The organism is Pseudomonas sp. PGPR N4 (assembly GCF_059693665.1).
This window is the reverse complement of sequence record NZ_JCAUKV010000001.1, coordinates 650,650-677,251: the sequence shown is the minus strand read 5'-3', so window position 1 is coordinate 677,251 and position 26,602 is coordinate 650,650. Positions and strand designations below refer to the sequence as shown.

General features: G+C 55.7%; 21 protein-coding genes and 1 pseudogene. 7 read left to right on the top strand and 15 right to left on the bottom strand.

From position 1 onward, the window contains the following. Nucleotides 1-3 precede the first annotated feature (3 nt). A complete protein-coding gene (locus AC58X1_RS03035; protein ID WP_497428293.1) occupies nt 4-2,457 on the top strand; it encodes a mechanosensitive ion channel domain-containing protein in 2,454 nt (817 codons plus the stop codon). A 57-nt stretch (nt 2,458-2,514) separates the two neighbouring features. Here AC58X1_RS03035 and AC58X1_RS03030 read toward each other — a convergent pair whose 3' ends face one another. The 3 genes from AC58X1_RS03030 to AC58X1_RS03020 all read right to left on the bottom strand — a co-directional run bounded on the left by AC58X1_RS03030 (nt 2,515) and on the right by AC58X1_RS03020 (nt 5,340). Beyond that, on the bottom strand, nt 2,515-4,086 hold the full coding sequence (locus AC58X1_RS03030; protein ID WP_497428292.1) for an EAL domain-containing protein: 1,572 nt from the start codon (nt 4,084-4,086) through the stop codon (nt 2,515-2,517). A gap of 176 nt (nt 4,087-4,262) precedes the next feature. Continuing rightward, on the bottom strand, nt 4,263-4,667 hold the full coding sequence (locus tag AC58X1_RS03025) for a hypothetical protein (RefSeq protein WP_497428291.1): 405 nt from the start codon (nt 4,665-4,667) through the stop codon (nt 4,263-4,265). 292 nt (nt 4,668-4,959) lie between these two features. Further along, nucleotides 4,960-5,340 (bottom strand): VOC family protein, encoded by a 381-nt coding sequence (locus tag AC58X1_RS03020; RefSeq protein ID WP_497428290.1) that lies wholly within the window; start codon nt 5,338-5,340, stop codon nt 4,960-4,962. A gap of 98 nt (nt 5,341-5,438) precedes the next feature. Here AC58X1_RS03020 and AC58X1_RS03015 point away from each other — a divergent pair, with 98 nt between their 5' ends. Beyond that, complete coding sequence (locus tag AC58X1_RS03015) at nt 5,439-6,323, top strand: LysR family transcriptional regulator (protein ID WP_497428289.1); 885 nt, start codon at nt 5,439-5,441, stop codon at nt 6,321-6,323. 45 nt (nt 6,324-6,368) lie between these two features. Here AC58X1_RS03015 and AC58X1_RS03010 read toward each other — a convergent pair whose 3' ends face one another. The 10 genes from AC58X1_RS03010 to AC58X1_RS02965 form a co-directional block, all read right to left on the bottom strand. Further along, complete coding sequence (locus AC58X1_RS03010) at nt 6,369-7,469, bottom strand: alkene reductase (RefSeq protein ID WP_497428288.1); 1,101 nt, start codon at nt 7,467-7,469, stop codon at nt 6,369-6,371. Between the two features lie 141 nt (nt 7,470-7,610). Then, the gene (tnpC, locus tag AC58X1_RS03005) at nt 7,611-9,095 is read right to left on the bottom strand and encodes an IS66 family transposase (protein ID WP_497428761.1); all 1,485 of its coding nucleotides are present in this window, start codon (nt 9,093-9,095) and stop codon (nt 7,611-7,613) included. 112 nt (nt 9,096-9,207) lie between these two features. Next, nucleotides 9,208-9,543 (bottom strand): IS66 family insertion sequence element accessory protein TnpB, encoded by a 336-nt coding sequence (gene tnpB / locus AC58X1_RS03000; protein WP_076384763.1) that lies wholly within the window; start codon nt 9,541-9,543, stop codon nt 9,208-9,210. Then, nucleotides 9,540-9,872: an IS66-like element accessory protein TnpA gene (gene tnpA, locus AC58X1_RS02995; RefSeq protein WP_497428287.1), complete on the bottom strand. Its 333-nt coding sequence runs from the start codon at nt 9,870-9,872 to the stop codon at nt 9,540-9,542. Before tnpA ends, tnpB begins: the two co-directional genes overlap by 4 nt. 642 nt (nt 9,873-10,514) lie before the next feature. After that, nucleotides 10,515-11,102 carry a PM0109 family protein gene (locus AC58X1_RS02990; RefSeq protein WP_497428286.1) on the bottom strand — a complete coding sequence of 196 codons (588 nt, stop codon included), beginning with the start codon at nt 11,100-11,102 and terminating at the stop codon, nt 10,515-10,517. Beyond that, entirely contained in the window at nt 11,093-11,890 is a 798-nt protein-coding gene (locus AC58X1_RS02985; protein WP_497428285.1) for a hypothetical protein, read from the bottom strand. Before AC58X1_RS02985 ends, AC58X1_RS02990 begins: the two co-directional genes overlap by 10 nt. Nucleotides 11,891-11,930: 40 nt before the next feature. Continuing rightward, a complete protein-coding gene (locus AC58X1_RS02980; protein WP_497428284.1) occupies nt 11,931-12,278 on the bottom strand; it encodes a hypothetical protein in 348 nt (115 codons plus the stop codon). A 7-nt stretch (nt 12,279-12,285) separates the two neighbouring features. Beyond that, nucleotides 12,286-13,290 carry a hypothetical protein gene (locus AC58X1_RS02975; protein ID WP_497428283.1) on the bottom strand — a complete coding sequence of 335 codons (1,005 nt, stop codon included), beginning with the start codon at nt 13,288-13,290 and terminating at the stop codon, nt 12,286-12,288. A gap of 531 nt (nt 13,291-13,821) precedes the next feature. Further along, nucleotides 13,822-20,448, bottom strand: coding sequence for a DUF3320 domain-containing protein (locus tag AC58X1_RS02970; RefSeq protein ID WP_497428282.1), 6,627 nt, complete (start codon nt 20,446-20,448; stop codon nt 13,822-13,824). 176 nt (nt 20,449-20,624) lie between these two features. After that, nucleotides 20,625-20,870: a hypothetical protein gene (locus AC58X1_RS02965; protein WP_497428281.1), complete on the bottom strand. Its 246-nt coding sequence runs from the start codon at nt 20,868-20,870 to the stop codon at nt 20,625-20,627. 1,019 nt (nt 20,871-21,889) lie between these two features. Here AC58X1_RS02965 and AC58X1_RS02960 point away from each other — a divergent pair. Continuing rightward, a complete protein-coding gene (locus tag AC58X1_RS02960) occupies nt 21,890-22,258 on the top strand; it encodes a hypothetical protein (protein ID WP_404601620.1) in 369 nt (122 codons plus the stop codon). Nucleotides 22,259-22,469: 211 nt separating this feature from the next. Here AC58X1_RS02960 and AC58X1_RS02955 read toward each other — a convergent pair whose 3' ends face one another. Beyond that, nucleotides 22,470-22,901, bottom strand: coding sequence for a GFA family protein (locus tag AC58X1_RS02955; RefSeq protein ID WP_404601621.1), 432 nt, complete (start codon nt 22,899-22,901; stop codon nt 22,470-22,472). Between the two features lie 81 nt (nt 22,902-22,982). Between AC58X1_RS02955 and AC58X1_RS02950 the strand changes: the two are divergent. From AC58X1_RS02950 to AC58X1_RS02940, 3 genes and pseudogenes are all read left to right on the top strand, one after another. Then, a pseudogene (locus AC58X1_RS02950) lies at nt 22,983-23,237 on the top strand (LysR family transcriptional regulator); the annotation flags it as partial. Nucleotides 23,238-23,372: 135 nt separating this feature from the next. Then, entirely contained in the window at nt 23,373-24,374 is a 1,002-nt protein-coding gene (locus AC58X1_RS02945; protein ID WP_497428280.1) for a metallophosphoesterase, read from the top strand. 9 nt (nt 24,375-24,383) lie between these two features. Then, nucleotides 24,384-24,515, top strand: coding sequence for a type II toxin-antitoxin system Phd/YefM family antitoxin (locus tag AC58X1_RS02940; protein ID WP_119713699.1), 132 nt, complete (start codon nt 24,384-24,386; stop codon nt 24,513-24,515). A 140-nt stretch (nt 24,516-24,655) separates the two neighbouring features. Here the strand turns inward: AC58X1_RS02940 and AC58X1_RS02935 are convergent, their stop codons facing one another. Beyond that, a complete protein-coding gene (locus tag AC58X1_RS02935; RefSeq protein WP_497428279.1) occupies nt 24,656-25,699 on the bottom strand; it encodes a DUF4238 domain-containing protein in 1,044 nt (347 codons plus the stop codon). Between the two features lie 172 nt (nt 25,700-25,871). Between AC58X1_RS02935 and AC58X1_RS02930 the strand changes: the two genes are divergently transcribed. Then, nucleotides 25,872-26,333 (top strand): hypothetical protein, encoded by a 462-nt coding sequence (locus AC58X1_RS02930; protein ID WP_404601624.1) that lies wholly within the window; start codon nt 25,872-25,874, stop codon nt 26,331-26,333. Nucleotides 26,334-26,602: the final 269 nt, after the last annotated feature.

Genomic DNA, 26,602 nt, shown 5'->3' with positions numbered 1-26,602 from the left:
CCAATGCGCATGGTGCAAAATTCAGCTTTGGCTTATGCGGTAGTGCTGTGGGTAGTGACGACACTGGTGTGCTTCTCGACTCCTGCCAATGCTGATACGCCACCCGGCAATGCCATATTGCCGAACATACCCTCGACGAAAGCCTCACCGATTGCGCTGACCGACATCCTTGATCGTGCCGACGAAGACCAGCAGCGTGTGGATAGGATAAAGAGGCTGCTTGCTTCGCCGGATCCAGTCGATCACCTGAGTAGCTCGCTCGACAATATCGCTCGTCCTGCTTACGCCAAACAGCACACCGCTCACAGCGTCGTTTTTGGTGAGCTGCCTGTTATGCGAATTGAAAGCTTGGCTCGACATTGGGAGTTCGATGCGCGCCGTCTGGAGCGGTGGGATATGCAAGCGCGCAGAGCCTTTAGCCCTTACTCGGATAACGCTCTGCAATTGGCACAGCGACGCGCTATTTGGTCATCCACCCAAGCTGCGGGACTGTTGGATGGGCTACCGTCAGTGCTTTCCGCTCGCATCAGCAGCATGCTCACACAGATTGATGCCACAGAGGCCGCCCTCGGAGTAGAGCTTTCACGCCAATTTGCACTCATGCAGCAAGCAAGCGAGCTCAAAGCCACTATCGAAGCCGGTAGTAACGAGGTGGCAGTCGCGCTCGATGACCTTGATCGCAGGTTGCTCCGTCTCGATGTGGCACCTCTTTGGCAGGGCATTGGCTCGAGTATGGATCAGGCCTCGACATGGGACGCCATGTGGCGAGGCCTGGAGATAGAAGAGCAGTTTGCTCGCAACTACAACTCGGCAAGCACCCCCAATCAGCTTGCTCTTAAGCTGGTACAGATACTGCTGCTGCCCCTGATCTTGTGGTTGGTCATTCGCAGCCGACGCTCGCAACGTTTCAAAGAAGAGCCGGCAAAGCTGACACGCGCGTTACGGCGCCCTTTTTCAACTTGGCTACTGCTATGCATGCTCGCCGTGCTTGTGCTTGAGCCAGATGCCCCGTTACTGGCTCAGGAAGTTGCGCTATTAGTCGCCCTGGTGCCAGTGCTGCGGTTGCTGCCCAGTGGGGCGCTCCGTGCTCTTGGCGTGTGGCCATATATAGCAATTGCCCTGTACGGCCTGGATCGCTTGGGCATCCTGGCGGCCGACAACGGAGGGATCTACCGGCTTTACCTTCTTGCAGTCAACGGCATCGCACTGGTGCTTACCCTCTGGCTTCTTTGTCGGGCAATACCTGCCCTACACACTCCTGACAGTCGACTACAGGAAGTCATGCGCCCCATCGGTTGGGTGGCTGCGGCCTTACTCACCGTGGCGCTTGTGGCCAACATCGTCGGTAACACCTCATTGGCCGAAACGCTTACAAGTGGCGTGATCGATAGTGGCTATATGGCGTTATTGCTCTATGCAGGCATCGCCGCATGCGCTGGGCTATTCCAAGCGCTGCTAGGCCAGCCGGAACTCGCCAATCGCCATTTCGTTCGTCACCAAGAGACCTCTCTGCAGTCAGGGTTTACTCGCCTGCTAATAGTGGGTGCTGCAATCGGTTGGCTCGTTTACAGCATGGATCGGTTCCGCGTGCTGCGGCCGCTGTATAGCGTAGGTAGCACCGTTATGGAGTTTGGTATCGATGTAGGGGAGGTTTCCCTAAATATCGGTCATTTACTGGTATTCCTGTTATCTGCCTGGCTGGCATTTTGGGCAGCCCGCACCGTAAGACGACTGCTTCGTGCAGAGCTACCAAACCATGCAGGGTTGCCGAGAGGGGTGGGCAATAGCATCGCATCGCTCAGTTACTACGGTGTTCTGCTGCTGGGCTTGTTAGTGGCACTGTCTGCGGCAGGGTTCAAGGTCAGCCAACTGACGCTGATCTTTGGTGCGCTGGGTGTGGGGATTGGGTTCGGGCTCCAGAACGTAGTGAACAATTTTGTGTCTGGATTAGTGCTTATGTTTGAACGCCCAATTCAGCCTGGCGATCTGGTGGATGCAGCAGGAACCTCAGGCACCGTACGCGAGATCGGCTTACGCGCGACCACAATTCGCACATCAGATGGCGCCGATGTGGTTGTGCCTAACGGCCTGCTGCTCAACGGCAACCTTACCAACTGGACTATGTTTGATAAAAGCAGACGTATTGAAATCCCCATAGGCGTCGCCTACGGTTCTGATCCTTCTACGGTAATAGCCGTATTAAGTGCCGTCCTGAGTGACACACCGGAGTTGGCTGAGCGGCCAGCCCCTTCAGTCATGTTGACTGGCTACGGGGATGGCGCCTTGAATTTCACGATAAGCGCATGGACGCACGATATCAGCAGTTGGGTGAAGCTGCGTGGCGAGATAATTGCCCGTGTGCTGGCCGCGCTCCACCGGGCAGGCGTCTCGGTTCCCTCAAAGCAGCTTGATGTGAATTTGCACACTTCGCAGGATGCAGAAACGCTGCTGCCTTAATCTGCATAGGCTGCCGGTGCATCATCGGCAGCTTACTCGATCACTTTGAGAGTCGATCTACGTCCTACCCGCCTGCTTGAGCAAAGCCTCTGACTCACCAGCCAGATAAGACACGAACGATTCAGCGCTCATTGCTTTGGCGAAGAACCAACCTTGAGCGTAGCGGACGTTGTGGGCACGTAAATACGCTGCTTGCTCTGCGGTCTCCACACCCTCCGCGACTATCGCCAAGTCCAGCGTACGCGCAATGTCGATTAAATGGTCGATGAGCGTCGCTGCCGCCTGCGGTTGAGAAATACCGTCGACAAAAGATTTATCGATTTTCAGAATATCCAGCGGTAAGTTTTGGAGGTTCTGCAGGCTTGAATATCCAGTTCCGAAATCGTCCAGTGCCGTCATATAACCCAACGCGCGGGCTTTGCTCATGGTCTCCTTCGCCGGTCTCAAATCCATGAACCCCGTCTCGGTTGCCTCTAGCCAAATCTGGGAAGGGAGGATTCCGGCTTTCGCCCTTATCTCATCTAGGACATTCATGAAGTGTCCGCTGCTCACGTCGGATGCTGCGAGGTTGATGGCGACATGCAGCGAGCGATCTGTCACAAGAACATTTCTCAGGTCGCGTATCACCTGGATCATGACGTGCTCAGTAATGGCCTGGATTAGGCCGCTCTTCTCCGCTAGGGGGATGAATACGTCAGGGGGCACTGTCCCATGACCGGGCTTTACCCACCGTATCAACGCCTCCGCCCCCACGCATCGCCCCTGCTCAAGCTCAATAATAGGCTGATAATGCACCACGAACTCATGCCGCTTCACCGCGCGCTCAAGGGCCGCCACGGGCGATAGACGCCGCTTCGATATTCGCACGATACCGAGCACCGCGAAGCCTGCAAGCAAAGCGCCGAGCGGGAGCATGTAGGCCGAATGCCACAGAAGAATACGCAACAGTTCAGCGCGGGGTATCGCTGCAATCGCTACCCAGGAACCTTGGCGGATGGATGTATAGAGGTAGCCCTCCCTAAGACCTCGGGTCTGGCCCATGTGCGCCAGCGTGACGATGGTTTCGCTTCCTTGGCTGTTGGCACGTATGAGATCGCCGTTAGTCGTAGCTATCGCAAGCCTGACACGATGATCGAACAGCACATCCAACAATTGCTCCGAATCGACAAGCACGTTGAAGGCTGCATATTCCAAAGCCATCAGTGGCTTGGCAGACTCCAACAGGGGTGACACCCCTATCGATATTTTCACACCATCGTCAGTCGTAAAATCCGCAGGCAGTGCGTCGATTTTTTTTCCGATCATCCCCCAAGAGCCACATACGAAAATGTCCTCTTGAACGTAGCCGACTGATTTCACTGAAAGGGTATTGACCGCTACCAGACGCATCTGGTCGATGCTCTCCGGACTGCAAGGCAGCAGGTCGCTGGACGCAACTGACTTCAGAGCAGTTGAAGCTTGAAGGAGTGTCGCCTGGGCACGCTGGGACAATAAACCAGCAATGTCTTCTAGCTGGCGCTCGGTGCTATGGAGCGTCAGCAGCCATCCGACCCCACCCATGACGCCCAATGCCAAGCAAGTGACGAGAACACTCGCAATAATGCCCTGCCAGATCACAGACGACCGCATTGGCCCCGCCTAGGTTATGAAAAAAAGGAAATAGTGCTCAAAATTTAGAACGATATCTTAACGCGACAAAATGAGACTGGCTGCCGCTGGTTTGGCGATCAACCCTCGTTAGGCATAGACGTCAAGAATTGAACCCAGAGGAGGATAATCCTGTTTTCCAATCACTCCCCAAGGGATCAGTCAATGCTGAAGCTGACCTTGTATGGCACAGCCTCACCCCGCCTGGCGGATGCGCGCATCTGAAACACCTGCACCTTGTACTTGCCCGATGCCGGTAGTGCTCCAGTCCAATCTAAGCCAACACCACCGCTACCCAATGCGCTGGACTGTCCCGGTTGATCTCCTGGCGCGAACACATTGAAGTTAGCGTTGCTGTTGCCGGTGATCTGCACAGTCATGCGCTGTCCCGACTTCGCTGCCAACGTGTATTCGACAGTGTCGTAGCCTTTGATGGTGCCATTAACCTGGGCGCTATTGGCTCCTTTCACGAAGCTCACCGGTACGGTGGAGACCCTGTCGGCTGCCCAGCAAACCGATGATGTGAGTGTGAGCGCCATACCGTAAATCATCGCTTTGTTCATGAGCATTCCTTTTAGGTCTATGAGGTTTCGCAGGGGGATGCGTAGCAAAGGCATCAAGGATGGATCAAATAGTCAGCGACCGTGCGGAAAAACCAATACTCTGACGTTAGCGAATTATCATCTTAGCCTATGCGCTATAGGTGACCACGCCACCAACGCATTGTTCGATGACAGACCATTGTTTTGCCCAAAATGGGAGACCAGATTGCTTACGGCGAATCGGCCCCATTGGTACGAGTGCTTTTAAATCGACACGCCCCAAGAATAAAAGGTGGCACGCGACAGTTGGCTATCAGGCCTCTTCAGTAAAATTAGGGAACACAGCTTCGAGCAAAATTCCGCCTGGAGTGCGTAGAAAAATACGCCGCTCGTTAAGGCTTGGGATCTCAGTCGTTCTGTAGGCAACCCCAAGGTGCTCAAGTTTTGCTTTGAACATGTCGTAGTCCCCCATGCGAAAACCGACATGATCAATAAACTCTGCTGCTCGAAGCAGTCCATGGCCACGAGCCTCAATGATGTGAACTAGAGGCAGGCCATCGCTGTACAACCAATGGCCTGCGATGCCGCTGATTTCGGTGGGACGACGGCCATCCTCCAGATCAAAAACTCGCATCATGAAATCGCGAGTCCCTCTGAGGTCATGGGTACGCAGAGTGACGTGATCGATAACCATGATAGGTTCCTCATTGAGTCAATGAAGTAACGATATCGATGATTTACCTCGCGTAGAATCCAGCTAAAAGCGCAATCATATTCAGGGGAATCCGGATAATGCTCCTCGAAAATCTTGAATTGTTTTTGTTGATCGTCGAGAAAGGTGGCTTGTCGGCGGCAGGCCGAGAGGTAGGGCTATCGCCCACCTCTGTTTCGGAACGGCTTGGTGCGTTGGAGAAGCATTACGGGGCGACATTGCTGACCCGCACCACCCGCTCGATCAGCCTGACTGACGAGGGGAGAATGTTGGTGGACGGCGCACGTCGAATGCTTGCAGACGCTGAAGACATCGAGAGCAATATCAAACTGGGGACAGAGCGTATTTCCGGTCTCATAAGGCTGAGCGCACCGGTTGACCTAGGGCGAAATCGTATCGTGCCCATCCTGGATCAGTTTCTCGAAGATAATCCTAACGTCAGCCTGGATCTAAATTTGACTGACGGTTTTCTGGATCTTGCTGGACAAGGCATCGACTTTGCCATTCGCTATGGTGCGCTGTCGGACAGCACGCTGCGTGTTCGAAAACTCAGCGAGGGGCGGCGTGTTGTGTGTGCATCACCAGCCTATCTGAGTGTTCATGGAACGCCGAAACATCCATCTGAACTGGCCCAGCAGCAATGCATCCTGATGCGCTTCGGCGCCAACATCCATCGTGAGTGGCAGTTCCGCGCTGATGGGCGTTCCTTCAAGGTTTTGGTTTCAGGTAGGCGTGTCGCCAACGACGGCGATCAAGTACGCCAGTGGTGTCTGGCAGGTCATGGTATTTGCATCAAGTCGTATATCGATGTGCGCGATGACTTGAAAGCGGGTCGTCTGATTGAGGTGTTGGAGGCCTATTCGTTGCAGGGCGTGGACTTGCAAATTGTCTATCCCTCCGGGCATGCATTGACTCGTCGAGTAAAATTGCTGATGGACGAAATCTCCTTGAAGCTGGCGACTTGAGCTGGCTTCAAGAAGATTTCTGTGTTGATTCACTCAGCGTATGCCTCAGCGCTGCTGAGACCAGGCAGGAAAGTCGGAGTAACCGCGTTCAGTGCCGCCAAACAACTCAGCACCTTCCAGCCCGGCTAATGGATAGCCCTTCTCCAGCCTCAATGGCAGATCCGGATTGGCGACGAATTTGCGACCGAAAGCGACAAAGTCGGCATAGCCCTTACTCAGCACCCAGTCTGCCAACTCCTGGTCGTATTTGCCGGCCACCACAATGGCGTTACGAAAGCGCTCACGCACAGCCTGACGAAACTCCTCAGGAAACTTTGGGGCATCATCCCAGTCCGCCTCGACCAGATGCAGGTAGGCGATGCCTTTCTCCTGCAAATACGTAGCCGCTTCCAGAATTGTCGGCAAAATGTCCGTGCAAGCCATGCCGCGTGCGGTCAGAAATGGAGCAACACGAATCGCAGTGCGGTCGGCACCCACTTCATCGATCACGGCATCCATGACCTCTTTAAGAAAACGCAGGCGGTTTTCCCGCGAGCCGCCGTATTCATCCGTGCGCACGTTAGAGGTGGTGCGCATGAATTGGTCAATCAGGTAACCGTTGGCACCATGCACCTCCACGCCATCGAAACCTGCCGCCATGGCGTTACGCGCAGCTTTGCGAAAGTCGTTGATGACGTCGTGTATTTCGTCACGGCTCAGTGCACGCGGCGTCGGGCATTTGACCATGCTCCCCACACCCGTTGATGGATCTACTTTCCAGATGCTGCCTTCAAACGGGATTGCAGACGGCGCAACGGGTAACTCCCCATTGTGGAAGTCCGGATGCGACATCCGCCCCACGTGCCACAGTTGCAGAAAGATACGACCACCAGCGGCGTGTACCGCATCGGTCACCAAGCGCCAGCCGGCGACCTGTTCGTCGCTGTAAATGCCAGGCGTATAGGAATAGCCCTTGCCCTGCGGGGAGATCTGCGTGGCTTCGGTAACGATAAACGCAGCCGATGCACGCTGTGCGTAGTACACCGCGTTCATGGCGTTAGGGACATCGCCAGGTTGTGTGCTGCGCGAACGCGTCATTGGCGCCATGACCACTCGGTTAGGGGTGTGCAATTTGCCAACGGAACCTGGGGTAAACAATGTGGACATCAGCGTCTCCTCGTAGAGCGTCAGTGAATCTTCTCGGCAAGAATAGCCTGACGAGGATTTCTGATAATCAGCCAGAAACGGGAAACATATTACGGTCGATCCGGACAATCCAAGAGTTAGGTGGCCAACTTTGGCTTCAGATTAAGCAGGCCGCCATACGTGAGGCAACAGTTCATGAACTTTACCCGCGCGTTGTGTCGGTAGACGAGTCAGCACATCCTTTAGGTAAGCATAAGGATCATGCCCGTTGAGCCGCGCCGACTGGATCAAACTCATGATCGCCGCCGCGCGTTTACCGCTGCGCAGTGATCCAGCAAACAACCAGTTTGAGCGTCCAAGTGCCCACGGCCGGATCTGGTTCTCGACCTGGTTGTTGTCAATGGGCACAGCCCCGTCGTCCAGGTAACGCGTCAGCGCTACCCAGCGTTTAAGGCTGTAATCCAGGGCTCGGGCTGTTGCCGATCCGTTGGGCACCAGATCACGCTGGGCCAACATCCAGTCATGCAGCGTTTTGATGATCGGGGCTGCCTTTTCCTGGCGTATTCGCCAACGATCCTCATCGCTCATTTCCCAAGCTTGACGTTCAACTTCGTACAAGCCGCCAATCGAGTACAGCGCTTGTTCAGCCAGCTGGCTTTTGTTCGCCACGTGCAGATCGAAAAACTTGCGACGGGCGTGGGCCATGCAGCCAATTTCGGTGATGCCTTTCTCGAAACCGGCTTTGTAGCCAGCGAAATCGTCGCATACCAGCTTGCCGTTCCACTTCCCAAGGAAGTTGCGCGCATGCTCGCCTGCACGACTGGGACTGAAGTCATAAACCACAGCCTTGAGCGCTGAAAACGGCGTGGTGCTGTAGGCCCAGACGTAAGCGCGGTGAGTTTTCTTCTCGCCGGGCGCGAGCATCTGAACCGGAGTCTCATCGGCGTGGATCACGCCCTGGGCCAACACTTGTTCACGCAGCGCATCGACCAGAGGCTGGAGCTGTACGCCGGTCTGTCCGACCCACTGCGCCAGTGTCGAGCGAGCAATCGCAAACCCGGCCCGAGCAAAAATCTTCTCCTGCCGGTACAGCGGTAAATGGTCGGCGAACTTCGCCACCATCACATGAGCCAACAGGCCTGCGGTCGGGATGCCCTTGTCGATCACTTGGGCCGGTACAGGCGCCTGGATCAGTGTTTCGCACTGGCGGCAGGCCCATTTTCCACGCACATGCTGCTCGACGGTGAACACGCCGGGTGTGTAATCGAGCTTCTCGCTGACGTCTTCGCCAATGCGCTGAAGTTGGCAGCCGCAGACACACTGGGTGTTTTCTGGCTCGTGACGGATCACTGTACGTGGGAACTGCGGTGGCAGCGGCGCACGTTTGGGTTTCTGACGTAGCTCGTCCGGTGCAGGTGGCGGATTGACCGCCTTCAGCTCGGCCTCGATGGCCGCGATATCAGTGTCGAGCAGGTCGTCGAGCAAGCTACCTTGGTCAGGGCTTAGCTGTTCGCTGCGCTTGGCGAACTTGTGTCGTTTGAGGATGGCGATCTCATGAGCGAGTTGCTCGTTGACCGTTTCAAGGCGGTGGATTTTCTGGCCCATCGAGTCGACCTGGGACAGCAACTGCAAGGCCTGTTCGGCCAAGGCACGGAGCTGTTCCTGTGTCATTTGATCGAGATTGAGCGAGGAAGTCATGCCGCTGATTGTGCCAGAGCCAAAAGTCAGCAGCGATAAACCGATGGGCTAATGGCAGGCGTTACAGCACTGTGATCAAGCCGCCTGCACCGACCCGTTGCCATGGCAAGCCCAGTACCAAAGCCTGAAGTTGCTCGTTATCGAGTTCGACCTCCGATCCGTGCCGAATGCCGGGCCAGTGAAACTTGCCTTCATTCAATCGTCGCGCCGCCAGCCAGATACCCACGCCGTCATGCACCAGAACTTTCATCCGATTGGCGCGGCGATTGGCGAACAGATAAGCGCAGTGCGGCTTCGCCGCACCGAACACGGCAATGACCCGGGCTAACGCCGTTTCGGTGCCGGCGCGCATATCCATCGGTTCGGTGGCGAGCCAGATCGCATCGATTCGAATCACCGCAACAGGTCTCGCAGAAAGGAGGCACAGACGGCAGCGCTTTCGGTCGGCCAGTTCACTTTGACGGTGCCACGCGAGTGCTGGATTTCAAAGGAGATGCTCGATGACGGAGCCTGGGAATGCCCTCCGGCCAGCTGCAAAGGTAGCGGAATGAAAGCAGGTTGCCGCTCCATGGCTTTGTTCGTTTGTATCCGAATCCATTTATGGACGAGGTTCGCGTTAAGACTGTGGTGCTGCGCGACGCTGGCAATCGACGCGCCGGGCTGAGCGCACTCTTGGACTACCTGGGCCTTGAAGGATTTGGAATAGGATCGGCGTTGTAGCTGCATGGAAAGACCCTCTTAAAGGCTAGAAATGATGTCCACTTAAATTAGGTGGACACCATCGCCTTTGGCGTCTGGGTCAGGAAGGTGGGTTGGCCGGACGCTTACGAATCTACCAGGCCCTGCTGGAGATGATTAGTACCAGGCCGGGGCAATCTGCCGGAGCATCTGCATCTGGGGTGTGGATGGTAGGCGACTCAATCCGATGTGATCGAGACGGTGCCCGAACAGTTGGGATTGAGGGGCACTACTTAGATCGCTCGCGCACTTCGGCCATCCCGAATCTGGAGCAGTTTGCATAGCTCATACTTGAGCGACTGTTGCCATGATCGCTTCAGTGCTGGGTTTCACCCAACGTACCAGCTGAATGAAGCTGATAGTCAATGACGGTTTGGTAAAGGTGATCAGCTTCTAGCCTCAGTCGCTCGACTTCAGCAGTGGGCCTACCTTCAGCCTGTGCTGCGTGATAGGCACGGATTGCTTGCAGTGTAGCTGCAAAAGCGGCTCCCCCGCCTCTGCCATACCCAAAATTGTACGCTTCATTTGGTCTATCTCAGCGCCTCTCTGGGCCAGATAAGCACACAATTTCGAGTTCATGAGGTTGTCCCCCGCAATATCTAGCGTCCCTGTGCTGATGCGGTAGATTCATCAGACTACTGGATAAGACACAAATTGGCTGATGAGCTCAGCAGTTGATTCTGGAGAGGCAACGAAATCTGAGAGTTCCACATCCCACCATGTCCCCTCGAGTGTCTCTGTGAGTACCGATCGGGAAAGAGCATCACCACTAGGATACTCAGCCTCCCTCCATTGCTCTAGGACATCAGATTGCCCTCCATCAGTTATCCAGTAAGCATAAATTCTGACGTTTGGAGCTATCTCTCCAAGCGTTAGTGGGTCGGGCTGTCCATTTCCCGAGCGATTCGGTTTCAGCACTGTAGGTTCGGTATGAAGATGAAACTCCAATAGAGCAGGCTGTTCACCGTCAGACCTTATGTACAGGAATTTGGCATTCATCAGTGGCAGGTAGTCCCAAGCCCATTTTCGAGATGGACGTGTACCTGAACGTGAAGGGCGCTCGAAATCGATAGGATCCCATAACCAAAACGTGCTGCCGAATTTCGCTGCAATTTCGTCGAAGGACGGTAGAATCCTCTTGTAGAAACCTGCGAGTAGGCGGTGCGATCGCTGCACCTGGTTAACGAGCATATTCACTTGTTCACGATTCATTTCCATCTTCTTTCATCCTCTTCAAGAGCACGTACTAACGGCATCAAGAATTGCCAATCGATTGCTTGCTGTGTCATTTTTCGTGGCCTCACCGCACGCCAGTCCTGAAGTACATCAAAACATGTGCTGAACTGGTCTGCCGGCGAGAGGAGATTAAATAGGTCGCTGAACGGAGCGCAATCGTTGTTCATTCCAAAGAGGCTAAAAGCTTCAAGCCAATCCTGGATGATGCGCGAGTCTCTCACATCTGCCTTTGCTAGAATCAAGGCCAGACCTCTCATCACCTCTCCCCATTCTCTGCAGACAACCTGCAAACCTGCCCCGGCGAACTCATCCTGCAGAGCAGCCGCCAAATCGCTCGAATGGTTTGGATTTCGCCCCAGCGCGAGTAGCACAATTGGCTTCGATTCCTCCTCTTCAAGCAGAAGGGCCTTTACCTCAGCTCGCCACTGAGCTAGCCGTTGGGTACCGGCATGGGGAGGTTTTACCTCCACCAATACCTGAAGTTTGAGGTAGTCGATGAGCACGTCAGGCTCTACAAATCCTCGACGTTTCCCTACTCCTAACTTTGGCCAAAACTCGATAGCTTGAAGAGCCCCCAGGGCGGAGGAAATGTCTGCGCCGAGCAGTAGACTCAAAACCTGGCTGTGTGCGTCATCACTCAAATAGGACAGACGACCGAACAGTACCCCAGTCAGCAGATCTTCTCGCTTTCGGAAAAGCTCACGCCAACTTATTACTCGACCATCAATCTCGACTCGACCTGCCTTACCGTGAAGAACTGCCGTAAGCATCGACGCATCCTTGAACTTCGTGTTGGTTACAGAACTGCAGTCACTGGCCGCAACCGATCATCTGCCCCGCCGGAGTGATGGTGCACACGTTGCCTTCACGGTCTTCTGTGTGAGAACCGCTGCTATCAGTCCAAGACTTGATCGAATAGCTATTGCCCTCGCTATCTGTAGACTCGACAACGTGGCCATTAAGATACGGACGGGTTTCGGTATCCAGGTGATAGGTATTGCCTTGGGTGTCCCAAGATCTTGCATGGACATTGCCATCTGAGTCAGTGTCAACGTCCGAGCAAACCATGTACTCCCCTTCTCCATAGCACTCAGCCTGTGCGGTTGAAACCATGAGCAATGCCATACATGCGATCAGCGCGGAGACTATTTTTCCCATGCCACACCTATACAGCAACAGCGAATCGTTGAGCGTTTAAGGCAACCACCGCAACAAAGCCGGCACTTTTTTTGAAATTCATGTTGTGAACAAAGTTCTTCATCGCGTCTGATGGATCTATCGCCTCGAGGTTTAGGCCATCGACTGTGGCCCGAGAGAACGCAACGCTGAGAATCGGTTGATCCTCCATGTGTCCTGTCGAGCTGTTCAACACGTTATCCGTTGCAGTGACGATTACCAGCTCGTCCGGAAGAATGGCCAGCAGCTCTCGCCCAATACGCAGAGCACAACTGCAGACGTAGTCCTGGTGCAGTTCATTGAAGCGCCCAGCTGGCACGGCTTTGGTTGAGAGCTTGCCGCTCTTGAGCAGAGACTTGATTTCGGAAGGGATGACGTGTGAACCGTGGATGGCCAGCTTCGCTTCCAGAACTCCGCCCTCATGGACGATCATCTGGATAGATGAGCCTAGGTGGGAGATTTCCTCAAAAGACTCGAAAGCCTCAATAGCATCAAGCTTCGCTTGGCGGTCACCATCCAGGATACGCAGACCAATATCGCGCTCCTCAGCCCAATCGTCGTGTGCAATTTTCCACTCGTTAATCTCGGCCTGGAACAGTTTTTCATCTTCCGCAGCGGCGACGCCGATTCTCCCCAAAAGCGCTTCGCGCTGGCGACGCTCAAGCTTGAAAAGCCGTGCCCAGAAGTTAGGGCGATAGGTAGCAGATGCATGAAGTGCGGCTTCCTCGAGAGCTCCGCTCTTCAAGGGTTGCTTGGGTTCTGGCGTTGAGAGGATCTTCTTCCATTGCACCGGCTCAGCGCATTCCTTGTGCATAGAAAGGAGGAGATCAATGTGATTTTCATAGACCTCTACCTCATACGCGGCTTGCTCTAGAGCCTCCATCTTGTCGAACTCTTTTTGCCGCTTCTCGAGTTCACGCTGCCGACGATGAGCGTTGCGCTCAGCCCTTCTGGCTGATGCCTGCAGCGATCTTACAGTCCCTTTCCAACCCATCACGATGCTCCATACCTAATGCATGATGGCACATTAGCATATGCCATCGAGCCGTCGGCACGTTGGGCAGGCGTAAAATTTAGACAATCAAAGGGATCCAAAACACTTGCGAACACCCGATGGGCGCACTATGTTGTGTCTTGCGGAAATGACAAACACCATATGATGTGTATAGTCCTTTCTGCGCGACTCACGATTTACTGAAAACCTCTTGTATCTCACATTGCTGGATGAAGGAGATTCCGTATGACAGATCGTCGCCCTCTCAACCCCAACGTGAACGTTCCAAAGCCTAGCGGTGGTGAACAACCACGGTCTCGCAACAAGGACGGTCAAGTCCGCGATAAACGGAGCGATGCTGGCAAACCGCGCGGCAAATGACGGCCTGCAGGTCAGCAGCGTACGATCTCGCTGCTGACCTGTTCTGGTCGGCAAATTAGCCTTAGTGTGTGCACATAAGCAGCGCAATTCGAAGCACCAGTGCTACACCCTGAATCGAAAAGGGGCGCTGGTGATGCGCCCTATTGAGTATCAGTCTGCGATCCGCTTCATCGCCTTTTCGATACGCTGACGGCCCGCATGGGCAAGCTTACCGATCCCGGCTTCCTTGGCCACCGCGTAAACCAGCCCCTCTCCTACGTGACCATGCTTGGTCATTTCATTTACTAAGGCACCTAGTTCGGGCAAGCAGATTTCAGCGAGTGGGCGAATGGCATCGTCATCACCCGGCCTACGAAAGACAACGTTCATATCCGAGTCGAGATGAGTCGGCCAGAAGAATGTTCCTGCCTGCTCCTCTTCATGAGATCGGAATCGTGCCCGCGCTATTTGATCGACGCGATCACGAATGCGCGAGCCCGTTCTGACCCAACCATGAGCACGCGCGATACGCCGTGCAAGCGCCATATCGAGCACAGGCCCTTCCTCTGCCACCACATGGGCAATCATCTGTTCCAAGGTAGCCGTGTAGCTCGCGTCGAAGAATCTGTCTGGATCAACCGCTTCCACAGCCTCGGATGGGTCTGCTTCCTTGTAAACCAGGTGCTCTACAGGCACATAAGGAATCACGGTATCTTCTGCTGCTTGAGCCGCGGCAGCTCTGGCGTATTTCAACTCTGGCATTGCGCCAGACGGATCATTGGCTCCGGCAGCTGAAGTCGAAGCTACAACAGCAACCTGATCCACAACCTCAATGACTTCAGCCATAGCAGCATCGACTTTTAGGCGCTCAGCCTCATGGGCAGCATCGATGACCGCCTGCTTGGCCCTCGATTCGGCAAGCAGTTCTGTGAGACGTTGATGCACCTTTTCTGCGGTTCCCAGGGCATCAACCCACCAGTCGGTCGACCAGATCCTGACGATCTCCCAGCCAAGTCCACGCAGCACAAACTCACGCAGCTTGTCGCGATCACGCGCAGTCGCACTGCGGTGATAGGTAGCCCCATCGCACTCGACACCGGCTAGGAAGCGCCCTGGAGCATCAGGGTGCACAACCCCCAAGTCTACTCGGAAGGAAGAGACACCAATCTGGGTATGGATCTGCCAACCCTTCTTGGCCAAGGCAGCAGCGACTGCCTCTTCGAATGGGCTATCGAATCCACCCACACTACCGAAATTGGCTTCAGCCAAGGCCTGCGGCCCACGTTCAGCAAACTCGAGGAAATGCTTCAGGTCACGCACCCCGATGGCTTGCGTCCGAGCAAGGTCAATGTGCTCTGGGCGGAGGGTCGAGAACAGCACCAGTTCTTGGCGAGCACGCGTAATTGCAACGTTCAGTCGGCGCTCGCCACCCGGACGGTTCATCGGGCCGAAGTTCATAGACATCACGCCGGCAGCGTCTTTCCCGTAGGTGGTCGAGAAATAGATGATGTCCCGCTCGTCGCCCTGGACACTTTCCAGGTTCTTCACGAACACAGGCTCGAGCTCAGACTCAGCGAAATACGAGTCGAGCGACGGATCCCTCCGGCATGCCTCATCGAGCATGTCCATGATGAGCTTCTGCTGCTCACCGTTGAACGTGACCACTCCCACTGTACGACGGCTCTCACGGAAGGCCGGCGACTGAAGGCGAGCAACAAGGTCAGCAACTAGGGCTCTTGCTTCAATCAGGTTGGTACGTGAGCCGCCCTTGTCGTAGACACCAGCAACTGGACACAGCCTCACAGCCTTATCAGCCGTGAATGGCGAAGGGAACGTCACCAGCTTCGAGCCGTAGTAACGCTGGTTGGAGAACGCGATCAGGCTCTCGTGGCGACTACGGTAGTGCCAGTTCAGATTGCGCATCGGCAGGTTCGCGCTGATGCATTCATCCAGGATGCTTTCGAGATCCGCCTCAACATCTTCGTCATCGGCCGTGGACTCAGCCCGATCGAAAAACGAGGTCGGCGGGAGCTGTTTCGGGTCGCCCACCATAACAACCTGCTTCCCTCGCGCCATCGCACCAATCGCATCCCAGACTGGGATCTGAGAGGCCTCGTCGAAAATGACGAGGTCAAACGGGGTCGAAGCCGGCGGCAGATACTGAGCGATCGAAAGCGGGCTCATCAGCAAGCAAGGTGTTAGCTTCGTCAGCGCTTCGGGTGCTCGAGTCATCAGCTCCCGTAATGGAATGTGCTTAGTCTTCTTGCCCATTTCATGGCGCAGCAGGCCCCACTCAGAAGAGCGACTCACGCTGTCTTGGCTTGGCAGGTCGGCGCACAGCCGCGCCCGGAGCCAGTCCTTAGTCAGCTCGGTAAACTTGTCATCCAGCGCGCGGAAGTCGCGAATGCGTTGTTCGTGCTCGACGCTAACGAACGTCCGAATGACCTCCTCGTTGTCGACAGTGGTATTCAGCCACCAGCGAGCGTAATTCACCTCAAGGACGCGACGGACTTTCCCGGAGGTGATCGCTCCGCTTTCGATGCCTTGAACAATCGGAGCGAGGCCAATGGCGAAGGCCTCATCGCGCACCTTTCTCCAAGAGCACCAAGCCTTGAGTCTCGCCTCAGAAGAAACCACGGTCTCGCAGTTTTTCTTAAGGTCATTCAAAGACAGGTGAGCGGTCTCATCAATACCTGATTCGGTGAAGTGGCCTATCGACGAGAAGTGCGATGAACGTTCCTCCAGCAGCCCAAGCTTTTCACGGAGGGCAGCGCCAGCAAGTGCGATCGCGCCTTCCGGTTCCAGCAGCGCGTTACCATCGCCCAACAGTGTTTGCAGAGGCGCCTTGTAAGCAGCAATCTGCTCCGGGTTCAGCGCGAGATTCGCAACAGCAGTCGCTATCTGCCCTTGGAAGACCACTGCCTGGCGGGCCATCTCAAGCCTGGTCTTCAGGTCACTCCAGACAGGTACTAGGTCTCGCAGGTCAGCCAGGTCGGATAGATCACGCTCAACCGCTGCCCGCTGCTTTAACAGATCAAAGTCGGCTTTCAGCATCGCTCCACAACGGCCCTCTCCCACTTCGGGGTGATCATCAACGAGGCGACCGCGCTCTTCGATATCTCGACGTTCAGACTGGAAACGCAGTGCTGCTGTTAGGTGATCAATATTAGTACCCTGATCGCACCACAGCTGTTGAGTGCTAGAGCCAAGGTCGGACAACGCGGCCATATCGCTATCAAGCCGAGTCAGCGTGCGAAGCCGCCGGAGCTCTTCCTTCAATGCGTCTCCGAGATGGCCCTGCTCGACCAACTGGAAGTCCTCATCGATCCAGGCCGAGTCAGCTTGCTGGCGCCGAATGGCCTCTTGAAGCTTGATCGACGTTGAGAGCTGCTCAGCGTCAGACTTTGAACCTTGCCATACGGCGACGCACTCATGCCCGGGCTCGAGATCATTAATAGCGCGGCGCACGGTGCGGATCTCTGCCCAGGTGGCCAGATCTTTACCGTGATCGGCTTCGCCCGCAGTGGTTTGAGACGGAGCCAACAAACCTGCGATACGACGCTTTCCGAACCAGGATTTTGGCCAGAACGCTTCCTCCGCTTCTTTCCACTCACCCAGCAAAAGATCGATGTCGAGCGACTCAATCGTATCGCCATAGGTCACACTGAGCTGCTGCTTGAGCTCTACTATTTGGCCAAGCAGTGCCACCGCCTGAGCAAGAACATCAGTGACACTCACCGGCCAGGCCGGACTGAGCTCACCGAATATGGTGCGACGTTGCTGCAGCAGTTCAATACCCTGCTTCGTATCCGCCACAACGCGAGAAGGCCAGAGCGGCGAAAGCTTAGCGTTGAGCTCTCGGTGTTGTTCAACCCACGCACAGCCGTTGCTCAGCCGTTGAGAAATGGAGCGGGCATCAGGGCGTAGCGCGAAACGCCAATCCTGTCCTGCTGCCGCGGGCAGTGCCTGGGAAAGCACTGACAGACCCTCTAGTGCACTCGGGGTGTATTCCGAAGCTGGGAGCCCAGCCAGCTCAACGAACCGATCAGCCGCACGCTGCACATCCAGCACAGCAGGCAATACATCACGAGCCGCCTGCACGAACTGTTGCTGCCAATGAGGTGACCATTCCGCTTGGCCAACCGCAGACAACGCATTGCCAGCAAGCTGGCCGTAGCCAACAGCCTGCGCATTCACTTCGAGGCGATCGGCCAACTCCCGTAGCTCGAGCATGGCCTTCTGGTCATGCGTGTCAGGTGACGCCCAACCAACAGGAGCAACAGCTTCATTGCCACCCGAAGTGACGGTGCCAATCGCATCGTAGATGGTGTAACCGTTGCGATGGCGCCGGTGCAGTCGCTCCACGTAAATGTTCAGGCTGTCGCGCAGCGTTGCGAGACGTTGAGCCTCAACTTCCCATGCAGCGGAATCGACCTGCCCTTTCGCCTCCCAAGCGGACTGCAGCTGAGCCAGCACATCGGTTTTCCGAGCCTTGCTTGAGTGCAACTCGAGGCAGAACTCACCCAAGCCAATCTCACGCAGGCGACGGTACACGACATCCAGCGCGGCGATCTTCTCCGAGACGAACAGCACGCGGCGCCCTTGGGCAATCGACTGGGCGATCATGTTGGAAATCGTCTGGCTCTTGCCGGTACCGGGTGGCCCGATGAGCACGAAGTCTTTGCCTTTGGCTGCGGCCATCACTGCAGCCAACTGGGATGAGTCAGACGGCAGTGGGCAGAAAACGTCTGTCGGGCCGTAATCGCGATCCAGCGATTGCGCCTCTGGGAACGGTGTATCCGAAACGAACGAATCGCGTGGGGTATCCAGGAGGTGCTGAACCACTGGGCTCTGCCGCAGGTGCTCGGCGTTCTCGGCCAGATCCTTCCACATGAGGTACTTGGCAAACGAGAACATCGACAGCACGACGTCTTCGCTCAACTCCCAACCTGGGATGTCCTTGATGGCATGGCCAACCTTGTTCCAAATACCGGCGATATCAAGGCCAGAATCGTCCCGAGGCAATTCGTGCTCTAGCGACCCCAAGCCCAATTCGAAATCCTGTCGAAGCATCTCAATCAGGGTGGGGTTGAAGCGCGGCTCATCATCGTGAAGCACCATTGTGAATCCGGAGCGAGCGCTCTTGCGCTCCAGCGTAACCGGTATCAAAACCAATGGCGCCTTGTACTTCTGCCCTGCTCTGTCCTCGCGTGTCCAACTTAGGAAGCCAATGGCCAAGAAGAGCGTATTGGAGCCGCCTTCCTGCAGCGCTGTGCGAGCACCCCGGTACAGTTCGGTGAGTCGAACATCCATCTCGTTGGATGTCAGCGCAACAAAAACCTCTCTGCGCTTGAGGGCATCCTCGGCATGCCGGCGACGAACATCCTCACGCTCACGTTGCTCATACAGAGCGCGCTCCCGCGGATCAGCACCATCCATGAGGTCTGGGCGGGTGAGCAGCTTCAGCGACTGACCACTGGCCAATACGTCCTCGAGGGCTCCTGGATCTGGGGACTCCAGCTTCAGCGCCCGCTTGCCCGTCTTGAAGTTCAAGAGGTTGTTTCGAAGCGAGAGATCCAGGAGTTTGCGCTGCCACCGGCCAAGCCGGTCTGCTGGGTCGAGCTTGGAAAGGTCTTCGACCACTACCTCGTGGATCTCATCAGGGATTCCAGCCCCGTCCTCGACCAGGAGCGTCGGAGAATCCACCGGAACCTCATCAGCAATCCGTGCGATCTGAGCCTCAGCACTTGCGAGCGGCTTGATCCGTTGCAGTCGAGCCCGGCGAATGTCGAGCAGCATTTCAAATTCGCTGTCCGCGTCTTCGGCAATCTGCTTCTCACCTCTCTCGACTGCGTAAGAGAAGGTTGGGACAGGACTCTGCGTACTGAGCGTCGTTTCAAATAGAACCAGTTCCCGCAGCTTCACCCGCTTGCGTACCGCCGTCACATCATCGACAAGGGCAGTAGTGAACTCCTCGGGCTTCATCCACAACCCCGCGAAAGCGTGACCGCGGGTGAACACGATGACTGGGTTCAGCCCGATTTGCTCCAGGGCAGCGCAGAACAGCAGGGTAAGATCCATGCAGGTTGCCAAACCAGTATCGGCAATCTGGCTTGGGCTTCGCACCTTTTGACCTGACTGTTCAAAACTTGCCGGCGGCAATGCATAGTCCAGCTTCATCCGTGCGACGGCGCTCCAGACCGCAGACGCCAGCTGCCAAGCTCGCTTCGCGCCACCCTCGTAACCATCCAGCGATGAGGACAGTTCACTTTGGCGAAGCAACTCAGCCGTCTGCTTCAAGAGTCGTTCAACTGCCGGATCATTCGGCTGCACGAAGGCAGCCGTCATGTCAGGAATATGCCGCAAACCACCCCACTGATTTCGGGGCAGAAGGTCTACGACTTGCTCAAAACGGGACACCTCCTTTCTGCCGCTCTCGGCCTCCTTGTCGTCCGCCTCAAGCACGAAGGTGAAAGTCGACAGCTCAGCTTCGATCAGACGACTAAGCAACGGGCCATCTAGAACCAAATCGAGTCCAGGAATGATCCGGAAGCTGTCCGCAGCGACTTCATCGATCCGCCATACCTTCGGTTTGAAAACCTCGGGTTCGGAGGTCAGAGTCAGCGTCGCATTAACGAAGCGATCTTCGATCTCGTTTGAGATACGAAGCTCTCGAATTACAGGAATGGCGTTTTGGAAGTCCGCAAGGTTCAGCTTCGCCACCAAGGTGGCTAGGATCTTGACTTCTTTAGGCGGGATTTCTTCTTGAGCAGCGAGGGGCTGAACGATATCGTCCATGCGCAACCTTCCTTGTTGTGATGCCCAAGGGAGTGCCGGGATTGACCGGCCGAGAGGGGATCCTCTTGAGCTGATGGCGGGATGATAGCGCTTCCAGTTACAGTCGTAATGAGCCTTTGGTCGCGCCTACACGATCGCTAACCCTTGAAAGGATTCAGCACTCAGCAAAATGGCCATCAGTGTGCCGTATCGCCTACCTGAAGCTGATATCTCGCCTTGCTCAACTCTGCTTCAGCCTGCTGAAGCTCGTTCTTCATACTTGTCCACATCAACACCAGCGTGGCGATCTTCTCGCGTGACGCCGTTAGCTCTTCCCCCATCAGCGCCAGCTCGCTCTCGAGCAACAGGCACTGCTGCTCGAGCAGCTCCTCTCGGGGAAAAAAGGCAAAGCGGTCGTCGGCGGCTTGTTCTGGATTAGTCATAACGGTCGTCGCTGCTAAGAGTACAAATGTTCTCCTGGCCAGCTTAGCGAGGTATACTGTATGTATCAACAGTGCTCACGCAGTCGAAAGCTCCTCTGCCACCCTCCTATCGTTGGCGACTCCATCGGTAACGGGCCAAGGGGGATCGATGCGCTAAGCTCAGGCGGAGTAACCATTCATGTCACTCAAGTCGTCATTTGCCATCGTTCTTCGCGTGCTTCGCAGCAAGCGAAACATCTCACAGCGGGATTTCGGTGATACTAGCCGGACGTTCCTTTCCAGGCTGGAGGGTGCTCGAGCAAGCATCACGTTGGATAAGCTCGAGCAGGTAAGCCGGCGACTGCAATTGAGTCCATTGACCATACTGACCCTTACCTTGAGCGAGCAGAGCGGTAGACCTGCAGCCGATCTCATTGATAGCTTGCGATGCGAAATCGAACACCTGCAAGGTGATAGCGGTGTACCTGGGCTGGAGGTTGCTTTCGATGGTCGCTCACGTTCCAGGCTTCAGCCATCCCTCGTTACGAGGGCGAAGCAAGCCGAGCCCCCTGCCCTGTAGCAGCGCGACAGTTCGTCAGTTCGGTAGATTATTCTGCTGGTTCAGACTAGACGATCAGAGGAATCAGCTCCGAAACCACCCCATGTGCATCCTGTTCGTACCCTTCACACCACCGGTGCGACCAATCTTGAGGAGATCCATCCTCCTCCCATTCAGCCAATGCGAGGGCATTGACGATCTCCATCTCAAATCAGATGGTCTGCCACCCTTCAGCGTCTGACACTAGGTTTGGGATTTGCCAGGCGAATTCAGTCTGAGCCACGAAACGCGACCAGCTCATCAGATCTTGGGGTGCTTCTTGGGCCAGTACCCTAAGCGCCGGAACTGTCAGCACAGGTTTCCTCCAGAGACAACGAAAAGGCTGCTCGGCATTCTGCCAGAGAGCGCTCAGCATGCACGTCGACTTACGAGGGTCGATGCGCTAGCTGAACCGACCTCACCTAGCGAAGTCCAAAACGTCATGCTCGAAATGGACGGAGCCTCGACATTGCTGATCCGATTGACCACCCTCTCATTGGCGATACTGCTGACTGCCTGCACTCAGTACCGCTACATCAACCCTGAGACCTCTGAAGGCCTCGACTGCCTGAAGAAGCTCGATGCAAAGGTGAATGCGTGCGAAACCGATGTCAAAAATCAGCAGGATAATTTCGACTCGCTGCACGAGACACAGTTACGCTCCACGCAGCAGTGCGAGCACTTCAACACTCTCAACATGCCCAATGCATGTCCTCCGCCCCCTAGTCCCACCAAGGTAGCCAATTACTGCCGCTCTGGTTATCGCGAGAAGTTTGTGGAGTGCGGCGGTAGGGTCGAAGAGGTAAAGTAGAAGCGACTATTGATCGCCACCCTGCGCGTGCCCCGTTCTGGGGGCGGCTGTCGTAAACCGCACCCTGCCGTTGGCAGGTTACGGCCCTGCCGGGCTTCCATCCTCACGCCTTTGCCCATCCATGAGCTGCGCGCTCCGCTTGCGGTGACACATCGCAACGATCTTCATTGCGCGATGCCACCCGCTGGATGATGCAGGCTAGCAACGCCTTTTACCCTAGTGTGGCGGCGAATTCTTCGGGCGTTGGGCTCTCTTCCCATTGTGCGACAGTACCCGGCAGCACCAACCATGGCTGCTTCCGGCGTGTCCAAATATGCGCAACCGGTTCGAAACGCTCCGAGCCTTCCAAAACGCCGGCTCGCACCACGCGGATACCGGGCGCTGCCGTGGTCTCGTTGAACAGCCGGGTATGACATACGCCGCAAGCATGCTGGGTGGACGATTGCCCTTGGTGTTCATGCTCAAAGGTCGCCGTTTCGCCCACCACCTGAACAGCTGAAGCCGCGCACAGCACGTGTAGACCAAACGCGCTGCCGCTCCAGCGCTGGCAGTTCAAACAGTGGCAGGCATAAAGTGGCGGCAGTTGCTGCGCTGCGACTTCAATGCTGACTTGCCCACAGCGGCACTGGCCGGTGATTCTCATGCGTTGACTCCTTAGAATGGCGCCTGGAAATGTTCGGGGTGCATGATCCCTGTTCACAGGCTCGGCTAGAAGAGCAAATAAGGAGCAACTGTTGGCTAGGAATGTATGAGCAGTCTTGAATGGGAAAGCCAACGAGTGTTTCTCGCAGTGCTGCGCTCTGGCAGCCTGAGTGGCGCGGCGAAACTGCTTGGCATTGCCCAAGCCACGGCGCGCCGGCGACTCGACCATCTTGAACAATCTCTCGGTGTGAGTCTGTTCACTCGCACACCACTTGGTCTCACGCCGACTGGCGGAGCGCAGCGCCTGATCGAACATGTTGAGGCCATGGATCTTGCCCGTAATGTTCCCATTTGGGGTCATTACGGGAGGCGCTGCTGAAGAGGCCGCTTTCCTCGACGTATGCGCTCGATAAGCAGAAAATAGGCGGGTTATCGACATGCCGGCAACGGCACCGGAGACGTACCCTACCCCATGAATTCCAAGGTTCTTCAGCTCCCGAAAAATCTCCACGGTCGTGACTTTGTAGTCGGAGACATCCACTTCAAAACCACAGATGTTCACCGTGGTCTGCACGCGTTGGGCTTCGACAAAAAGAAGGATCGGCTGATCGCTGTAGGGGATGTCATCGACCGCGGGCCTGGTGTAATGGATGGGCTAAAGCTGCTCGGCGAATCCTGGTTCTTCAGTGTCCAGGGCAACCACGAGCGAATGCTCATTGACGCTTATGAGGCTAATCCCGAGGCTCGCTATTCTGCGCATGGCGCAGGCTGGTGGATGACGATCGCTGATGAGTCAAAGGCGATGATTATCGAGAAGCTTCGGAGTCTTCCGGTCGCGATCGAGGTTGCGTCGAATCGGGGCGTCGTCGGCGTTGTGCACGCAAATGTGCCGGCGGGCATGGCCTGGCCGACCTTCCTGGAGCAACTCGACAATCCCGCGATGGAGGAGATCGCCCTATGGGGGCGAGATCGGATCGTTAAGCACCATCGTGAAGGCGTCCCGGGAGTGTGGCGAGTCTGTACCGGGCATACGTGGATTCCGCGGCCTCTGAGGTTAGGCAACGTGCTGGCGCTAGATGTCACGGGTGGGGCCGACGGTTCGCTGGCCATCTACAGCATCCAGGAAGACAAAATCTTCATTGATGGTGTTGCCACGTCGATCGACCAGGCGGAGACCTTGAGCGAGCAGCTTCAGGAGCTTGAGCGGCGTGCCGGGGCTCTCAAGACTACGGTGAACAGTAACAAGCTGATCGAGACACAGGTAATGGCTGCGGAGCTGGAGTCCGTGGTGAAGCTGGTCAATTCGATGTGGCAAGACGTTCGCGAAGGCGTTGAGGAGCAGCAACGGCTGTTTAACGCACTGCATGGGCTGAGCCTTGCGACTGGTGAGCGTCGGGGCGCCAAGCTCGACGAGCTATGTACCAGGCATGAAAACACTCAGGTCGAAGGGCTTCTTCGACGATTGTTAGGTTAAGCGGGTTTTATGGAATACGTGATGAGCATCAGCCAGGCGCGTCGACGTTTTCGTCGCGTGCTAAAGCTAGCAGAGAAAGGTCATACGTTCATTTTGACCCGGTGTGGTAAGCCGGTATGTCGGTTGGAGCTCGACGAGTAGGCATATAGGGCTTTCCAGGGCGTGCCCGTTGGGTCGGCTTTCGTGAACCAACTCGCCTGCTTCGCATTCGTCTTGGCCCGCTGGGCTTCGATCCTCACGCCTCGCGCGCTCCGCTTGCAGGAGGACGGCCTGGCTAGGACTCAGCCGATCGATTTGGGCAGTAGTTCTCGGACGACGCTCTCCATTATGGACTTGGCTTCTGCCTGCGAAATCCAATGAGCTTTGGAGCCTATAGTCGCCTGCAGATGCGTTAACTGATCACTGCGGGCAATGAAATACCTCATTGAGCAGGCTACAACCTGCTCCGCGAGGTCGTAGGTAAGCTCTTCTTGAGCGTCATCCGAGGCACCTAAAAGGTACTGATGGGATGACAGCGGAAGCACGACATGGATTACCTCATCATCCTTGTCCAAGAATGGTTTGAAAGCTCTTTCCCCTTTGACATGGAACAGCACGATCGCATCTCCAAGCGGAAGGTCGCCTGAATCATAATCTTTGACTGTGTATTTCAAGGATGTCAGGCGTTCCGCCCGAGCAGCCGGGGACACTGATTGGGTCAGAATCCGCAGATGCGTTTGCTTCACCATGTTGGTGATCTGAGAACGAAACGTCGGTAATGCGTTTCCAATTCTGGCAGCATAGGCACTGATCCACGGGCGCAGAACGTCTTGGAGTGTTATGCCTTGGGTGCTGAAAATACACTGCATTTGATCGTACGAGATGTTGAGCTTTTCCAATTCTCCATCGAAGATCTCTGATCCGGGCTTTAAGTGGCCTTCTATCAGTAAGGCTAGCGTTTGAGGGTCTGACAGATACCCTACGAGCTGAGTCGTGCAGTCATCGAAAAGGCTGTCCATGTTCTGTCTAACATGCCTACTACGTACCTCGAAATGCACAAGCATCTCCGCTATCAGGCCGACATCCCCTGCATCTACAGATCCTTCGCGCAGCCGATCAACTAGAGGCGCGTAGAAATGCTGTTCAGCCTCTGTGATTTTGTCATCTAGCTCGGTCTCCGCGTCGATGGCATAGAAATAGCGCTCTAACCCTACATCAGCGATGTTCGCCGGTCGTCGTGGACGACCATGCTCATATACCCAAGAGCGGACAGTCTTGCCGTTCGAGGGTATGCGAAATCCTTTCTGCAAAAAACGCGGTATGAAATGTTGTCGGACGCCGGACACTGCTCACCCCTGCTAGACGTTGTGCCAGCCAACCATAGCGGGCTGTCGCTGTGGTCGCAAACCTTGCCATTGAGCTAACGCTAGGCCTTTGCCTTGCGTTACTGTCCGCCCTGCAGCGCGGATCGCCGAAAACGCGTTTGCATAGCCACTCAACTCCAACCAAGGGCGCTCCATGCTTCACAAGATCAAGGCTGCAAGGCACCAGGCAAAGTTCTCTCGCAACGCATGCGCATGGTTGCTTATAGACGACATTGGTATTGAGGAGTGGCTCGCTGAGCACTTGGCGGATGAACAGGTGTCCTTTCTAGGCCTTTCGCTCATCTGGTTAATCAATGACGCGGAAGAGGCGCTGGCAAAACGCCGATTCACGCCGGGAGAAGACGGCTCATCAACTATTGTGCCGCTTCTTGTCTGCAGTGATGACATGGATTTCGGCTGTACGGTGCTCGTAGCCGAGCAGGTCGTCCAAGGAGGCAGCCTCACTTGGATTCGCTTCGGGTGGAGCCTTTCAGAGGGAATTGAAGTAGGCGCACAAACGCGGTGGATCAGCGGCAGCCAGCCCGTGGAGTTTGCTCTTGAAGACTTCCATTGTGCGCTCGAAGATTTTGCCACAATCCTGACAGACCATCCCTGAGCAGCTAGGGGCGTGCTGCTAGAAACCTAGACCGGAACGCCCTTCATAACGGTAAGAGCTTGCTATATTTGCCAGTATCCAGGGCCAGGTGCAGTGTGAGCTGCATTTCACCTACCTTGATGCGTACGGATTATTGGCCGAGTGATACTCAAAGCTTTGAGTAACCAGCCTAACCTGGATCGGATTCGTTTAGAGACACTGGTTTGCTCAGAGCGACGCATGGCCTCTAGTCGGTCAATTTTCGAGATCATTCTCGCGATGCTTTCCCT

Coding starts and splice junctions, on each gene's coding strand:
- AC58X1_RS03020 (WP_497428290.1), bottom strand. CDS start 5,340: ATGGTTATCGATCACGTCACTCTGCGTACCCATGACCTCAGAGGGACT.
- AC58X1_RS03025 (WP_497428291.1), bottom strand. CDS start 4,667: ATGAACAAAGCGATGATTTACGGTATGGCGCTCACACTCACATCATCG.
- AC58X1_RS03035 (WP_497428293.1), top strand. CDS start 4: ATGCGCATGGTGCAAAATTCAGCTTTGGCTTATGCGGTAGTGCTGTGG.
- AC58X1_RS02955 (WP_404601621.1), bottom strand. CDS start 22,901: ATGAGAATCACCGGCCAGTGCCGCTGTGGGCAAGTCAGCATTGAAGTC.
- AC58X1_RS02940 (WP_119713699.1), top strand. CDS start 24,384: ATGGAATACGTGATGAGCATCAGCCAGGCGCGTCGACGTTTTCGTCGC.
- AC58X1_RS02980 (WP_497428284.1), bottom strand. CDS start 12,278: ATGGGAAAAATAGTCTCCGCGCTGATCGCATGTATGGCATTGCTCATG.
- AC58X1_RS02970 (WP_497428282.1), bottom strand. CDS start 20,448: ATGGACGATATCGTTCAGCCCCTCGCTGCTCAAGAAGAAATCCCGCCT.
- AC58X1_RS02985 (WP_497428285.1), bottom strand. CDS start 11,890: ATGCTTACGGCAGTTCTTCACGGTAAGGCAGGTCGAGTCGAGATTGAT.
- AC58X1_RS03015 (WP_497428289.1), top strand. CDS start 5,439: ATGCTCCTCGAAAATCTTGAATTGTTTTTGTTGATCGTCGAGAAAGGT.
- AC58X1_RS02945 (WP_497428280.1), top strand. CDS start 23,373: ATGAATTCCAAGGTTCTTCAGCTCCCGAAAAATCTCCACGGTCGTGAC.
- AC58X1_RS02965 (WP_497428281.1), bottom strand. CDS start 20,870: ATGACTAATCCAGAACAAGCCGCCGACGACCGCTTTGCCTTTTTTCCC.
- AC58X1_RS02975 (WP_497428283.1), bottom strand. CDS start 13,290: ATGGGTTGGAAAGGGACTGTAAGATCGCTGCAGGCATCAGCCAGAAGG.
- AC58X1_RS02990 (WP_497428286.1), bottom strand. CDS start 11,102: ATGGAAATGAATCGTGAACAAGTGAATATGCTCGTTAACCAGGTGCAG.
- AC58X1_RS02930 (WP_404601624.1), top strand. CDS start 25,872: ATGCTTCACAAGATCAAGGCTGCAAGGCACCAGGCAAAGTTCTCTCGC.
- AC58X1_RS03030 (WP_497428292.1), bottom strand. CDS start 4,086: ATGCGGTCGTCTGTGATCTGGCAGGGCATTATTGCGAGTGTTCTCGTC.
- tnpA (WP_497428287.1), bottom strand. CDS start 9,872: ATGCAGCTACAACGCCGATCCTATTCCAAATCCTTCAAGGCCCAGGTA.
- AC58X1_RS02960 (WP_404601620.1), top strand. CDS start 21,890: ATGCTCGAAATGGACGGAGCCTCGACATTGCTGATCCGATTGACCACC.
- AC58X1_RS03010 (WP_497428288.1), bottom strand. CDS start 7,469: ATGTCCACATTGTTTACCCCAGGTTCCGTTGGCAAATTGCACACCCCT.